Here is a 13,310-nt window from a genome sequence, read left to right as displayed (position 1 = left end):
TCACGCAAGGGTTGCGAAACTTTCGGGTCACTGCTGGTAGGGTGCGTTGTGATACACGCTGTGATAAGCGCGCCGACGGATCTGGTCGCGGGGAATGCCGATATCGTTCAGCTGCTTGTCGCTGAGCTTTTCCAGCTTCCGAACGGTTTTTGAGAAAATCTGGCGTCGGAAATGTTCAACTTTTGCGTCGGCATATTTGGCAAAGAGGCCGTCCAAGAGGCCCTTATGAGTGTCAATCGTCTGTGCATGGGTCATTGCTGGTTCCTCCGAAATTTGAGTTGCTTGCTTGTGATAGCTTCAAATAAGGGAGGCCACCGTTAAGGCCGCCAGTCGGAATCATTAAAGTTTGTTGAGATGACGCGTGCAGCTATTCGCGGCCGGTCTGCCCTACCTGTTCCTCACTTACAGGAGTGCCCGCGCAGCGGAAGGCGCGTTGGCCTTGGTATCCGACGCCGGCGACCAACGCACAAGTCTGTTTTTGGGTGATGCCGCCGAAGGGCCTACATCAGATCGTTTTCCACGTCTTCCGCAGATATTCCCAGTGCGTCCAGACCATTCTCAAGGTGGTCAGACATGTGCGGCGTCCCGATCAGGTAATCTGCGCAGGGGGTCGATGCCTCGGACTTGGCGGTGGCGATGGCCTCGGCCAGATCTTCCGCGAAAAAGCTCTCGCGCCCGATCCACATGATGGCAACCAGTTCGGCCTGCTCGTCTTCGCTCATGCGGTCGATGAACGCCCGCAATTCGCCCTCGGCCCGGTTCAGTTCGCGGCCCATCATGGCGACCTGGGCGACTTTTCTTGCCGAGATTTCCAACATCTCTTCCACTCCTCGTGTTCGCGGTTGTTACGCCATCACAACCACCGACAGCGGCCTGCGTCTTTGATCTTGAACAAACAGGCGGATCAGCGCCGCGATCAAAATGTCCCGATAAAGTGATCCGGCTTGGGGCGTGCGCCGTAATGTGGTTATGTTTACCCAGACCAATACAGCGACCTTGGACGGACCAGCGGTTGAAACACCCGCCCCTCAACCTTGGCGCATCAACAAACACATCAAGGGTAGGCGGGTGAACGACATCAACGGCAAGCGCGAGAACAGGGCCGAATGGGTGGACCACGTCAGACGCATCCGGGATGCGCAGGATCAGGCGGCATTTGCCGATCTGTTCCAGCACTTCGCGCCGCGTATCAAGGCCTTTCTGATGAAGTCAGGGGCTGATGCCGCCATGGCAGAAGAGTGCGCGCAAGAGGTGATGGCGACCTTGTGGCACAAGGCCCACCTGTTCGATCCGACGCGGGCCACTGTGGCCACGTGGGTGTTCACCATCGCACGGAACAAGCGCATTGACGTGCTGCGCAAGCAACGCCGCCCTGAACCCGAGGATCTGGGTTGGGGTCCCGAGGCAGAGCCCGATCAGGATGACGTCATCGCGCTGCAACAGGAAACCGCGCAACTGCGCACCGCCTTGCAGGCGTTACCGGATGCGCAGCGGGACCTGATCGAGAAGGCGTATTTCGGCGACCTGAGTCACCGGGAAATAGCGTCACAAACCGGATTGCCACTGGGAACAATCAAGTCACGGATACGGCTGGCGCTGGATCGCTTGCGCCACGCGATGAATTGAGATGAGTAAGATGAACAAGTTGATCAAACATCACCTGACAGATGACCTGCTGATGGCCTATGCCGCAGGCAACCTGCCCGAAGCCTTCGATCTGATGGTCGCCACGCATCTGTCCCTGTGCGACCACTGCCGTGCGCGCGCAGAAAGCTATGACGCCGTTGGAGGGCAAGTTCTGGACAAGCAGAGTGAGGCAGTCAGCATGAGCGAAACCTCTCTGGCGGCCACGATGGCTTTGATCGCCAAGGGTGCTCCGGCGCCCAAGCCCGTTCGCCCGGGATGTGCAGTTCTGCCGACCCCGTTGCGGGATTACGTGGGTGGAACAGTCAAGGACATCCGCTGGAGGCCGATTGGCATGGGCGTCAAACAGGCGATCCTGCCGACCACTAAAGACGCCACCGCCCGATTGCTGTTCATCCCAGCCGGTGCCGCCGTACCGGATCATGGCCATAACGGCATGGAGCTGACAATGGTTCTGCAAGGGGCTTTCTCGGACGAGGTTGACCGCTTTGCCCGCGGCGATGTCGAGATCGCTGACGAGGATCTTGAACATACGCCTGTGGCGGATATCTCGGAAGACTGCATTTGTCTGGCGGTTACGGATGCGCCGCTGAAATTCAACAAGCTGATGCCGCGCCTGTTCCAGCCCTTTCTGCGTATCTGAACGCTTGCAGGCGCTGGCCCATCAGAACCGGCCCGGTGCCGGTTCAGTTTTTCAACAGGATCCTCAGCCTTCGTGACGCGCCAGAGGTACAACCTCTGTTTCAGTATCGGGCGCGATTTCTTCGAAGTCGAAATTATCCAACCGCTGCGCCCGGCGGCCGGCCTTTTCGGCACTGATCTTGATTTCCGAGATATCCTTGGCCGCCTGACCGAAGTGACGGTCGAGGTTTGAAACGCGGTCACCCAGACGGTCCACATCCTTGTGCAGCAATCCCAGTTCTTTGCGGATCGCACCGGCCTGTTCACGCATGCGCGCATCTTTAAGGATCGCCCGCATCGTGTTCAGCGTGGCCATGCAGGTGGTGGGAGAGACGATCCAGACCCGTGCGGAGAACCCTTCGCGCACCACATCGGGCAGGCGGGCGTGCAGCTCGGCATAGATCGCTTCGGACGGGACGAACATCAGGGCACCGTCAGCGGTTTCCCCTTCGAGGATGTATTTCTCGGAAATGGCCTTGATATGCACTTTCACGGCAGCGCCAAAAGCCCGCAGGCATCTTTCAACATCTGCCTTGGTCTGCGCGGCGGCAAGTGCTTCGAAATCCTCAAGCGGGAATTTCGCGTCAATCACGATCGGGCCAGGCGGGTTAGGCAGATGCACCAGGCAATCCGCGCGCCTGCCGTTCGACAAGGTGGCTTGCAGCGAATAGCTGTCCGCGGGCAGTGCCTTGGACACGATATCGTTCAGCTGAACCTCACCAAACATCCCGCGCCGCTGCTTGTTCGACAGGATATCCTGAAGGCTGAGAACATCGCCCGAAAGTTTCGTGATATTGTCCTGCGCCTTGTCGATGGCGGCCAGACGTTCCTGCAGCTGCGTCAGTGATGTCGCCGTCTGTTTTGACGAACCGTGCAGGGTTTCCTTCATCCGTTCCTGCATCTCGGCCAGCGCGCGGGCCGATTTCATCGCGTTATCCGCCAGCCGGTCATTCATCTGCTGCTGGACCGAGGACAAGCGTGCCTCGACCGTCTGGATCACCTGTACCTGCGCGTTGGCTTGCGTGTCCGAAACATGCTGCAAGCCGCCGCGCAACTGTTCCTGCCCCTGCCCCAGCTGCTGCACATGCTGACCCAGAAGCGCCATCTGCCGCGCCAGCGGTTCCGCCATCCGGGCCGAGCGATTAGCGGCGCGCAACGACAGGAACAGCAGTAGCAGGATCAGCGCAACTGTTCCGCCCACGATAAGAACAACCGGGTCATCCAGTGCATATTCTGTTCCTGCAATCTTGATCATGTCGCCTCGAATGTTCTTGTTTTATTCTTACTAACCTGCAGTGGCCAATGGATCAACTGCGCCCGAACAGGCGTTCGATGTCGCTTAGCTTCAGTTCCACATATGTTGGTCGCCCGTGATTGCACTGGCCGGAATGCGGCGTCGCCTCCATCTCGCGCAGCAGCGCGTTCATTTCCTCGGCCCGCATACGGCGGCCGGACCGAACCGAGCCGTGGCAGGCAACCCGGCTGAGAATCGCCTCGATCCTTGCCTGCACCATCTGGCTTTCGCCCTGTTCGGCCAGTTCGTCGAGGATATCCAGGATCATCGCGCGCGCATCGACCTCGCCCAGAATGGCCGGGGTTTCGCGCACGGCAATGGCGCCTCCGCCAAAGGGTTCGATGGTCAGCCCCAAACGGGACAGGTCATCACAGACAGCCATCAGACGGGCGCAGTCACCTTCGGACAACTCAACAATCTCAGGGATCAAAAGCGCCTGCGCCGCAACGCCCGTCTTGGCCATCTGTGTTTTCAGCTTTTCATAGACCAGCCGTTCATGCGCGGCGTGCTGATCAACGATCACCATTCCATCGGCAGTCTGGGCGATGATGTAGTTTTCATGCACCTGTCCGCGCGCGGCGCCCAGTGGAAGATTCTGGGCATCAGGCTCCTGACCCTGCGAAGCGGGTGCAACCGGGATCGGATCGACAATGCTGCCGCTGTAATCATGCGCCAGTTCCGCAAAACCCGGAGCCTGTGCCCGGTACGCAGCCTGGCGCGCTGCAGGCGACGGGCGATCCATCTGATAGACCCGCGCTGGTGCAGACTGCGCGGGTTCCGGTCGCATTGCACCCAAGGTCGCATTGGCCACGGTCGAGGACGCGCGATGCCCGGCCTCTGCCAATGCGTGGCGCAGGCTGGATACGATAAGCCCGCGCGCAACGCCGGGATCGCGGAACCGGACCTCGGACTTGGCAGGGTGAACGTTCACGTCAACCAATGTCGGGTCGCAGTCGATGAACAATGCCGCCGCCGGGTGACGGTCCCGGCTTAGGAAATCGAAATAAGCCGCCCGTAAAGCGCCGGTCAGCATCTTGTCGCGCACGGGACGCCCGTTGACAAAAAGGTACTGCGCCACCGCAGCGCCACGGGAATAGGTCGGCAGGGCCGCATAGCCAAAAAGCCTGAGGCCGTCGCGCGAGGCATCGACCCGCAGCGCATTCTCAGCAAACTCGCGCCCGATCACACGGGCAAGACGGGCGTGCAAGGCGTCAAACAGGTCGCCATTCTCGCGATCCGCGCGGAAGATCACGCGGCCTACGCCACCGCCCGAGACATCGCGCAGGGTAAATGTGACGGATGGCTCAGCCATCGCCAGCCGCTTCACCATGTCCGTGATCGCCTGCGCCTCGGCCCGATCGGTGCGCATGAATTTCAGCCGGGCGGGGGTGGCGAAGAACAGATCGCGCAGCTCGACCACCGTGCCCGCGCGCAGGGCGGCAGGCTTGACCGAACCCATCTTGCCACCCGCGACATGGATCTGCGCCGCATCCAGACCCGGCGCACGGCTGGTTATGGTCAGGCGTCCGACAGCCCCCAACGAAGGCAAGGCTTCGCCTCGAAACCCGAAGGTGTGGATATTCAGCAGATCCGATCCGTCGATCTTTGATGTGGCATGGCGCGACAGGGCAAGCGGCAAATCTTCAGCCGGGATACCGCACCCATCGTCGGTCACGCGGATCAGCGTCTTTCCCCCGTCGGCGATTTCGACGGCTACACGCGTGGCCCCGGCATCCAGTGCATTCTCGACCAGTTCCTTGACGGCCGAGGCCGGGCGTTCCACCACTTCACCCGCCGCAATACGGTTGATCGCAGCATCGTCAAGCTGTCTGATCACGGGGCGATTTTCGCTGATATTGGGGTTTGTCTGCGCCATACCCCTAGACCTAGCACAACCGCGCACGATTCTACCACCGGTTTGATCATGTCTTCTGTTCGGAAAGGGGCACCCGGATAGCTGTGAATGAATCCCATTCCGTACCATCCGGGCGTACCAAAGTGAGTGGTGTGTTCAGCTAGTCAATGGGCAGCCCTCTAGCATGAGACTTCCCAAAAATCTGCTTAAGATTAACCTTAACGGCATCTGGGCAGAGTTTGGCCGATGACGCTCGGGCATCTGCGGCAGGAAAATGCCGTCTCAGGCTGATGTCTGAACACCAACACGTGTGCGGCATGGGCCAAACATGGCCGCCAGCGCCAGGATCAGCCCGGACATCGTTGCGATCATCCCTGCCGCACTGACCGCATCCGCTGCGCCCAGCCACAGGGGCCCGTATCCTGCCAGCACATACCCTGTCACGGCAGAGGTTATAGCGATCACGACGCTCCAGCCAATCTGCGCCTCAAGCCGGTTGGTCAGCATCCGCGCGGCTGCCGGAGGGCAGATAAACATCGCGATCACGATGATCGAGCCTACCGCGTCAAAAGCGGCAACCGCCGCGATAGCCGCAGTGATGACGAGCGCCATGCCCAGAAGTCCCGTGCGAATACCAATCGTGCGGGCGAAACCTTCGTCAAAGGTGGATATTTTCAGCGGTCGCCAGAACAGCCATGTAAACAGCATCACACCCACCAGTGTCAGCGCAATACGGGGCAGTTCCGGGGGCAATCCGGCAAGGGCCTGAGCGTCCAGCAGCGAGGACCACCCGGTCGCGTCCAGCCAGATCAGGCTTTCGAGATTGCCGTAAAGCGCATGTTCCACATCCAGATGCACGGTTGACGTATCCGTCTGCTCAAGCAGCAGGACGCCTGCCGCGAACATGGTGGTAAAAACCACGCCCATGGCGGCCCCGGGTTCGATCTGCCCCAGTCGGCGAATCGCCTCGATCAGGACCACGGCCAGAACCGCGGCCCCGGCCGCGCCCAACATCATCGGCCAGGTGGATATGGCCCCTGTCAGCAGGAACGCGACAACGATACCCGGCAGCACTACATGGCTGATCGCATCGCCGATCAGCGCCTGTTTTCGCAACACAAGAAAGTTGCCGGGCAAGGCACAGGCGATGGCCGCAAATGTTCCGATCAGCAGCGGCGTCAGAGACAGCGGGACGAATTCTTCACCACTCATGCCGGTATCCCTTGCGGTCCGCCAATCTGGCGGTCGATCTCATCAATCTGGTCCCGTGTCAGAACGGTTTCGATATCGCGCAACCCGTCATAGAGCGCAGCTGTCGCCTCGTGCGCCTGATCGGCACGCACGATTTCCCATCGCTTTTCATCCCGCAGGGCTTTGGCCGCGCGGGCCTTGCCGGTGTCCGTCGCCACGCCATCCGCCCGGACCAGCCCGGCACGCCGCAGCAAACGCAGGGTCAGGGGCTCATAGATCTTCTGCCCTTGCGCCATCGCCAGAAGCCCCTGACGAATATGCACTCGGCGCTGAAACCGCAGATGCCGCAGCACTGCCGCCAGAACGCCGCGCATCGGGGCGAAGAAGAGGGAGGCGAGGAAAAAGGCAAAGCTGACCAGCACGATAATCGGGCCGGTTGGAAGATTGGGCGCAGATGCGGATATGGCAGCGCCGATATATCCGGCCAGACCACCGGCCAGCCCGGCCAACAGAACAACGCGTTCCGAGCGGTCAGACCAAAACCGGGCGGTCACTGCCGGAATGATCAGCAAAGCCACGATCAGGATCAGGCCGACGATTTTCAGGCCGACCACGGTCACGGCCATGACCAGCCCCATCATGGCCAGATCGATACGATGCACCGGCAACCCGCGCGCCGCTGCATATTCGGGATCGAATGCGACAAGGGTCATCGGACGGCGGATGATCAGCACCAGAGCCAAGGTCAAGGCTCCACCAAGTGCGATGATCACCGCATCGGCCCACAGCATTCCGGCGGTCGAACCCAACAGGAAACCTTCCAGCCCGGCCTGACGGCCAACCCCCATGGTTTGGATGACCGTCAGCAGCACGATCCCAAAGCCGAAGAACACAGACAGGATCGCACCGATCGCGGCGTCCTCAGCCAGGCGGGTACGCCGTGTCAGCCAGTTCATGCACAACAGACCAACCCAGGCTGAAATTGCGGACCCAACCAGCAGGCCCGGCAGGTTGCGCCCGTCCCCGCCCAGAGCGACCAGCACCATGAAAGCGATACAGACGCCCGGCAGGGTTGCATGGCTGATTGCGTCGCTGACAAGGGCGCGCTTGCGCAGAAACAGGAATGTCCCCGTTACGCCCGCCGACACGCCCAGCAATGTCGCACCGATGGCTACCAGCGTGGCGTTATAGCCAAGCTGAAGGGTCAGAGCATCCCAAAGCATGAACTATCCCAGCGCGCGTGAAATCTGATCGATCTGGGCCGTTGCCAACCTGCCACCATAGGCCGATTGCAGCGTTTCCGCCGTGAAGGCCTCGGCCACCGGCCCTTCGGCCACCTTGCGAGTGTTGATCAGGAAAACGTGGTCGAAATAGTCGGTCACGGTGGCCAGATCATGATGCACGACAACGACTGTCTTACCGGCCTCTTTCAGGGATTTCAGCACCGCGATGATGGCTTTTTCGGTAGCAGCGTCGACACCGGCAAACGGCTCGTCCAGCAGGTACAGATCAGCATCCTGAGCCAGAGCACGCGCCAGAAACACACGCTGTTGCTGGCCACCGGACAGCTGGCCTATCTGGCGATCCGCGAAATCGCGCATTCCGACACGGTTCAGGCAATCCATCGCACGGGCCTTGTGGCGCGCGCGCAAGCGGCCCAACAGGCCCAGTTCACGCGACAGACCCATCAGAACCACGTCGATCACACGTGTCGGGAAATCCCAGTCCACGCTGGCACGCTGGGGAACATAGGCAACACGTGCGCGTTGCGAATTCAGCGGCTGACCAAATACGGTCACCTGCCCCGACAATGGCGTAACGATGCCCAGCGCCGCCTTGAGCAGCGTTGATTTTCCAGCACCGTTCGGCCCGATAATGGCGGTCATCGCGCCGGGCGTTACTGTCATATCAACCGAAAAGACCGCTGGCTTCTGCCCGTAGGAAACCGTCAGACCCCGCACAGCCAGAGGGCTGTCATCCAGATTATGTTCCTGGACCGTCACACCTTCGTTGCTGATCAGCCCCAGCATCTTTCAGAACCCCGCTGACAGTTTGCCGTTCATGCCGCGATCGGGAACTTCTCCGCCCAATGCGCCTGCGATAACGGTGATATTGTGGTCCAGCATCCCGATATAAGTGCCTTCATAGGTGCCATCCTCGCCCATGGCATCCGAGAACAACTCGCCCCCGACCTTCACCTCGTGCCCTTTGGCTGCGGCCCCTTCGATCAGCGCGCGGATCGACCGGTCAGAAACCGAGCTTTCGACGAAGACCGCCGTGATCCTGCGATCAACCAACAGGTCAACCAGCTCTCCGATCCGGTTCAGGCCCGCCTCGGATTGGGTCGAGATGCCCTGAATGCCCAGAACCTCGAACCCGAAACTTTCACCGAAATAACCAAAGGCGTCGTGGGCGGTGACCAGAACCTTGTTGTGATCCGGTACGGTGGACAGGGTTTTCTCGGCATAGGCCGTCAGACGGTCTATGTCGGCCAGATGGGCTTGTGCATTCGCAGCAAAAACCTCGGCTGCTTCGGGGCGTGCCTCGGTCAGGGCGCGCTGCACCTCTACAACAACCTCGCGCCACAGCACGGGCGTCATCCATAGATGCGGATCATACTTGTCGGCATAATTGTCGTGCGCGCGCAGCCTGGACTTGTCTACGCCTTCTGCAACCGCAATAACGGTCCGTTTCCGCTCAAGATCATGAAAGAAGTCTTCCATTTGCGCTTCGAGATACAGGCCGTGCCACAGAACCAGCTCTGCTCGTGTCATCGCCACAATATCGCTGCGCGTCTGGCGATAGGCATGGGGATCAACGCCGGGGCCCATAAGCCCTCTGACCTCAACCAGATCACCACCGACCTGACGCGCCGCATCTGCAATCATGCCCGTTGTGGCCACCACTTTCAGCGGTGCTCCGGCAAACGCCATGGCTGGCACCGAAAGGGCCAGAGCCAATAGTGCAAGGTAATGCCGACGAATCATTTCCAACCTCGATTTGGATGCGCGTTGGATCAAATATGAGAACCATTCGCAACTAAGTCAACGCTAATGAGAATTATTCGCAAGAAAACCTCTATTATTTGTCCAAATGGTCAAAAATATTCGATCATTGCGCCGGAACACCTTCCATTCCCGAGCCACCCGTGCGATTTTGTCGCAAACCTCCCAAAGGACGTAACCATGGATACGCAGAGCTCAGAAAGCCCCGTGCGCACCGCGCATCTGCCGCAAGTAACCGAACCCCGGAACCCCGGAATGGAACTGGATCTGGATTGGGTGCGCGCCGTTCAGGCCAATACTTCCGCGATTGAACGCCGTGCGGCCACATTGCCGGGCCGCCGTTCGGTCAAGAAGGAATATCAGGCTGCGTGGCTGCTGAAAGCCATCACGATGATCGACCTGACCACGCTGTCGGGCGATGATACGGTGGGCCGTGTGCGCCGCCTGTGTGCGAAGGCCCGTCAGCCGGTTGCGCGTTCGGTTCTTCAGGCACTCGACATGCCGCCGATCACGACAGGGGCGGTTTGCGTCTATCACGATATGATCGAAACCGCTGTGGACGCTTTGAAAGGCACTGGCATTCCGGTCGCTGCCGTGTCCACCGGCTTTCCCGCCGGCCTGTCCCCGTTCCATCTGCGCGTGGCCGAGATCGAGGAAAGCGTGAAAGCCGGGGCCGAGGAAATCGACATCGTGATCTCGCGCCGTCATGTGCTGTCAGGTGACTGGCAGGCCCTGTATGATGAGATGAAGGCGTTCCGCGTGGCTTGTGGCGATGCCCATGTCAAAGCCATTCTTGCGACCGGAGAATTGGGCAGCTTGCGCAATGTCGCGCGCGCCTCGCTGGTCTGCATGATGGCCGGGGCGGATTTCATCAAGACCTCGACAGGCAAGGAAAGCGTCAACGCCACCCTGCCCGTGTCGCTGGTGATGATCCGCGCGATCCGCGATTACTATGACCGCACTGGATATCGGGTCGGGTATAAACCTGCGGGTGGTATTTCGAAAGCCAAGGACGCGCTTGTCTATCTGTCGCTGATCAAGGACGAGCTGGGCGACCGCTGGCTGGAACCGGATCTGTTCCGCTTTGGCGCCTCGTCGTTGCTGGGCGATATCGAGCGGCAGTTGGAACACTATGTGACCGGAGCCTATTCGGCTGGTTACAGGCATTCGATGGGCTGAGCCCGTGGATATGTCTGGACAGTGAGTATTTGGGAAAAGATGAAGTCATGACAGTCAATGAGATTTTTGAGACCATGGAATACGGCCCCGCCCCCGAAAGCGCCGCCGAGGCGCTGGCCTGGCTGGTCGATCAAGGCGACAAGTTCGGACACTATATCGATGGTGCGTTCACCAAGCCTGGCAAAGGGTTTGACAGCCGCAACCCTGCGACCGGGGAGGTTCTGGCGAAACTGACGCAGGCCAAGCAGGCCGACGTGGACGCCGCTGTAGCCGCCGCGCGCAAGGCTCAGCCCAAATGGGAGAAACTGGGCGGCGCGGGCCGTGCGCGGTATCTCTATGCAATTGCGCGACTGCTGCAAAAGCATTCGCGTTTGTTTGCGGTGCTGGAAAGCCTCGACAACGGCAAACCGATCCGGGAATCGCGTGACATCGATATTCCGCTCGCGCAGCGGCATTTCTATTATCACGCCGGCATGGCGCAGCTGATGGAAAGCGAGCTGCCCGACGCCGAAGCGCTGGGTGTGTGCGGTCAGATCATTCCGTGGAACTTCCCCTTGCTGATGTTGGCGTGGAAGATCGCGCCTGCGCTGGCGATGGGGAATACGGTGGTTCTGAAACCGGCTGAATATACTTCGCTGACGGCGCTGTTGTTTGCCGATATCTGCACACAGGCCGGTCTGCCGAAAGGTGTCGTCAACATCGTGACCGGAGATGGTGCCGTGGGCGAGATGATCGTGGCCTCGGACGTGGACAAGATTGCCTTTACCGGCTCGACCGTTGTGGGCCGTCGCATCCGTGAGGCCACCGCCGGGTCAGGCAAGGAACTGACATTGGAACTGGGTGGCAAGTCGGCCTATGTCGTGTTCGACGATGCCGATATCGATTCAGCCATCGAAGGGCTGGTCGATGCGATCTGGTTCAATCAGGGTCAGGTCTGTTGTGCCGGCTCGCGCCTACTGGTGCAGGAAGGCATCGCCGACCATTTCCACGACAAGCTGCGCGCCCGGATGGACACGCTGCGCGTCGGCAATCCGCTGGATAAATGCATCGACGTGGGCGCGGTTGTGGACCCGGTTCAGTTGCAGACCATCAAAGGAATGGTCGAAAGCAACACTGCGGGCCGTGTGCACCAAGCCGCCTGCGATCTTCCCGCAAACGGCTGCTACTACCCGCCAACACTGATCTCGGGGCTCGAGACCTCGGACCCGTTGATGCAGGAAGAGATCTTTGGCCCGGTTCTGGTGTCTTCGACCTTCCGCACACCGGAAGAGGCGGTCGAGCTGGCCAACAACACCCGGTATGGTCTGGCGGCGACCGTCTGGACCGAGAATGTGAACCTTGCGCTGGATATTGCGCCCAAGCTGGTTGCAGGCGTGGTTTGGGTGAATGCCACCAATCTGTTTGACGCTGCTGCCGGGTTCGGTGGGGTCCGCGAAAGCGGCTTTGGCCGCGAAGGCGGCTGGGAAGGGCTGGCCGCCTATACCAGACCCAAGGGCAAGGCCAAGCCGCTGGCAATGGTCGAGGCAGCCATCGGCGAAGGGGCCCCGGTCGATCCGATCGACCGCACCGCCAAGATGTATGTCGGCGGCAAGCAAGCACGACCCGATGGTGGTTATTCGAAACCGATTTGGGGCAAGTCCGGCCTGCTGGGCCATGTGGGTCTTGCCAACCGCAAGGACGTCCGCAACGCGGTCGAGGCTGCGGCAGGTGCAAAAGGCTGGTCCAAGACCACCGGCCATCTGCGGGCCCAGATCCTGTATTACGTCGGCGAAAACCTCTCGGCCCGCGCCGATGAATTCGCGGCGCGGATCGACGCCATGACCAGCAGGAAAGACGGCGCGAAAGAAGTTGAGGCCTCGATCCAGCGCCTGTTCACTGCCGCGGCATGGGCCGACAAATATGACGGTCAGGTGCATGGCGTTCCGATCCGGGGCGTGGCCATCGCCATGAAGGAACCCGTTGGCGTGATCGGTGCGCTTTGCGCGGATGAGGCACCGCTGCTGGGTCTGGTGTCGGCTATGGCGCCTGCGATTGCGATGGGCAACCGGACGGTTCTGGTGGCCAGCGAGCCCTACCCGCTTGCAGCGACGGATTTCTACCAGATCCTTGAGACTTCGGACGTGCCCGCTGGTGTGGTCAACATCCTGACCGGTAGTCATGCCGAGCTAGCGAAACCGCTGGCCTCGCATCTGAATGTCGACGCGATCTGGTCGTTCTCGTCCACCGACCTGTCAAAAGAGATCGAGGTCGTTTCAGCCGGGAACCTGAAGCGGACCTGGGTCAATAACGCGACGGCATTTGACTGGAGCATGGACCATTCCCGCCGCTTCCTTCAGGCTGCAACCGAAGTGAAAAACATCTGGGTGCCCTACGGCGAGTAGGGCTCCCGCCAAGGGAGCGTTTACTTTGGTACTACCGACTGAGAAAACCAATCGGACTTCTATCGCTCGTTTGGTGATTT

The 13,310-nt window shown here is 60.2% G+C and carries 12 protein-coding genes; 4 read left to right on the top strand and 8 right to left on the bottom strand.

The annotated features are described in order from the left end of the window. Positions 1–27 precede the first annotated feature (27 nt). Positions 28–255: a DUF1127 domain-containing protein gene (locus ACR0JI_RS06660; protein WP_480474217.1), complete on the bottom strand. Its 228-nt coding sequence runs from the start codon at positions 253–255 to the stop codon at positions 28–30. Positions 256–500: 245 nt separating this feature from the next. Then, on the bottom strand, positions 501–818 hold the full coding sequence (locus ACR0JI_RS06655; RefSeq protein WP_209505065.1) for a DUF3775 domain-containing protein: 318 nt from the start codon (positions 816–818) through the stop codon (positions 501–503). A gap of 151 nt (positions 819–969) precedes the next feature. Here ACR0JI_RS06655 and ACR0JI_RS06650 point away from each other — a divergent pair, with 151 nt between their 5' ends. Together ACR0JI_RS06650 and ACR0JI_RS06645 are read left to right on the top strand one after the other, a co-directional pair. Further along, entirely contained in the window at positions 970–1,626 is a 657-nt protein-coding gene (locus ACR0JI_RS06650; RefSeq protein WP_480474218.1) for a sigma-70 family RNA polymerase sigma factor, read from the top strand. A gap of 10 nt (positions 1,627–1,636) precedes the next feature. Continuing rightward, a complete protein-coding gene (locus tag ACR0JI_RS06645; RefSeq protein WP_480493928.1) occupies positions 1,637–2,287 on the top strand; it encodes a ChrR family anti-sigma-E factor in 651 nt (216 codons plus the stop codon). A gap of 63 nt (positions 2,288–2,350) precedes the next feature. On the opposite strand, the gene ACR0JI_RS06640 is transcribed toward ACR0JI_RS06645, so the two are convergent. The 6 genes from ACR0JI_RS06640 to ACR0JI_RS06615 form a co-directional block, all read right to left on the bottom strand. Beyond that, positions 2,351–3,580: a DNA recombination protein RmuC gene (locus ACR0JI_RS06640; RefSeq protein WP_480493929.1), complete on the bottom strand. Its 1,230-nt coding sequence runs from the start codon at positions 3,578–3,580 to the stop codon at positions 2,351–2,353. 52 nt (positions 3,581–3,632) lie between these two features. Further along, complete coding sequence (gene mutL, locus ACR0JI_RS06635) at positions 3,633–5,495, bottom strand: DNA mismatch repair endonuclease MutL (RefSeq protein WP_480493930.1); 1,863 nt, start codon at positions 5,493–5,495, stop codon at positions 3,633–3,635. Positions 5,496–5,756: 261 nt separating this feature from the next. Beyond that, the gene (locus tag ACR0JI_RS06630; RefSeq protein ID WP_480474222.1) at positions 5,757–6,686 is read right to left on the bottom strand and encodes a metal ABC transporter permease; all 930 of its coding nucleotides are present in this window, start codon (positions 6,684–6,686) and stop codon (positions 5,757–5,759) included. After that, positions 6,683–7,888 (bottom strand): metal ABC transporter permease, encoded by a 1,206-nt coding sequence (locus ACR0JI_RS06625; RefSeq protein WP_480493931.1) that lies wholly within the window; start codon positions 7,886–7,888, stop codon positions 6,683–6,685. The genes ACR0JI_RS06630 and ACR0JI_RS06625 overlap by 4 nt, the downstream gene beginning before the upstream one ends. Before the next feature lie 3 nt (positions 7,889–7,891). Further along, the gene (locus ACR0JI_RS06620) at positions 7,892–8,695 is read right to left on the bottom strand and encodes a metal ABC transporter ATP-binding protein (RefSeq protein ID WP_209505072.1); all 804 of its coding nucleotides are present in this window, start codon (positions 8,693–8,695) and stop codon (positions 7,892–7,894) included. Positions 8,696–8,698: 3 nt separating this feature from the next. Beyond that, positions 8,699–9,652 (bottom strand): metal ABC transporter solute-binding protein, Zn/Mn family, encoded by a 954-nt coding sequence (locus tag ACR0JI_RS06615; protein WP_480493932.1) that lies wholly within the window; start codon positions 9,650–9,652, stop codon positions 8,699–8,701. Positions 9,653–9,850: 198 nt separating this feature from the next. On the opposite strand from ACR0JI_RS06615, the gene deoC reads away from it, so the two are divergent. Continuing rightward, on the top strand, positions 9,851–10,849 hold the full coding sequence (deoC, locus tag ACR0JI_RS06610) for a deoxyribose-phosphate aldolase (RefSeq protein ID WP_480493933.1): 999 nt from the start codon (positions 9,851–9,853) through the stop codon (positions 10,847–10,849). A 47-nt stretch (positions 10,850–10,896) separates the two neighbouring features. Next, a complete protein-coding gene (locus tag ACR0JI_RS06605; protein WP_480493934.1) occupies positions 10,897–13,230 on the top strand; it encodes an aldehyde dehydrogenase family protein in 2,334 nt (777 codons plus the stop codon). Positions 13,231–13,310: the final 80 nt, after the last annotated feature.

The sequence above is a fragment of the Ruegeria sp. N10 genome (genome assembly GCF_056531545.1).
This window is presented reverse-complemented; position numbering and strand designations above follow the sequence as displayed.

What these genes read in the sequence shown, in the direction of transcription:
- ACR0JI_RS06655 (WP_209505065.1), bottom strand. Translation starts at nt 818, where the DNA reads ATGTTGGAAATCTCGGCAAGAAAAGTCGCCCAGGTCGCCATGATGGGC.
- ACR0JI_RS06640 (WP_480493929.1), bottom strand. Translation starts at nt 3,580, where the DNA reads ATGATCAAGATTGCAGGAACAGAATATGCACTGGATGACCCGGTTGTT.
- ACR0JI_RS06620 (WP_209505072.1), bottom strand. Translation starts at nt 8,695, where the DNA reads ATGCTGGGGCTGATCAGCAACGAAGGTGTGACGGTCCAGGAACATAAT.
- ACR0JI_RS06615 (WP_480493932.1), bottom strand. Translation starts at nt 9,652, where the DNA reads ATGATTCGTCGGCATTACCTTGCACTATTGGCTCTGGCCCTTTCGGTG.
- ACR0JI_RS06605 (WP_480493934.1), top strand. Translation starts at nt 10,897, where the DNA reads ATGACAGTCAATGAGATTTTTGAGACCATGGAATACGGCCCCGCCCCC.
- ACR0JI_RS06625 (WP_480493931.1), bottom strand. Translation starts at nt 7,888, where the DNA reads ATGCTTTGGGATGCTCTGACCCTTCAGCTTGGCTATAACGCCACGCTG.
- ACR0JI_RS06645 (WP_480493928.1), top strand. Translation starts at nt 1,637, where the DNA reads ATGAACAAGTTGATCAAACATCACCTGACAGATGACCTGCTGATGGCC.
- ACR0JI_RS06630 (WP_480474222.1), bottom strand. Translation starts at nt 6,686, where the DNA reads ATGAGTGGTGAAGAATTCGTCCCGCTGTCTCTGACGCCGCTGCTGATC.
- deoC (WP_480493933.1), top strand. Translation starts at nt 9,851, where the DNA reads ATGGATACGCAGAGCTCAGAAAGCCCCGTGCGCACCGCGCATCTGCCG.
- ACR0JI_RS06650 (WP_480474218.1), top strand. Translation starts at nt 970, where the DNA reads ATGTTTACCCAGACCAATACAGCGACCTTGGACGGACCAGCGGTTGAA.
- ACR0JI_RS06660 (WP_480474217.1), bottom strand. Translation starts at nt 255, where the DNA reads ATGACCCATGCACAGACGATTGACACTCATAAGGGCCTCTTGGACGGC.
- mutL (WP_480493930.1), bottom strand. Translation starts at nt 5,495, where the DNA reads ATGGCGCAGACAAACCCCAATATCAGCGAAAATCGCCCCGTGATCAGA.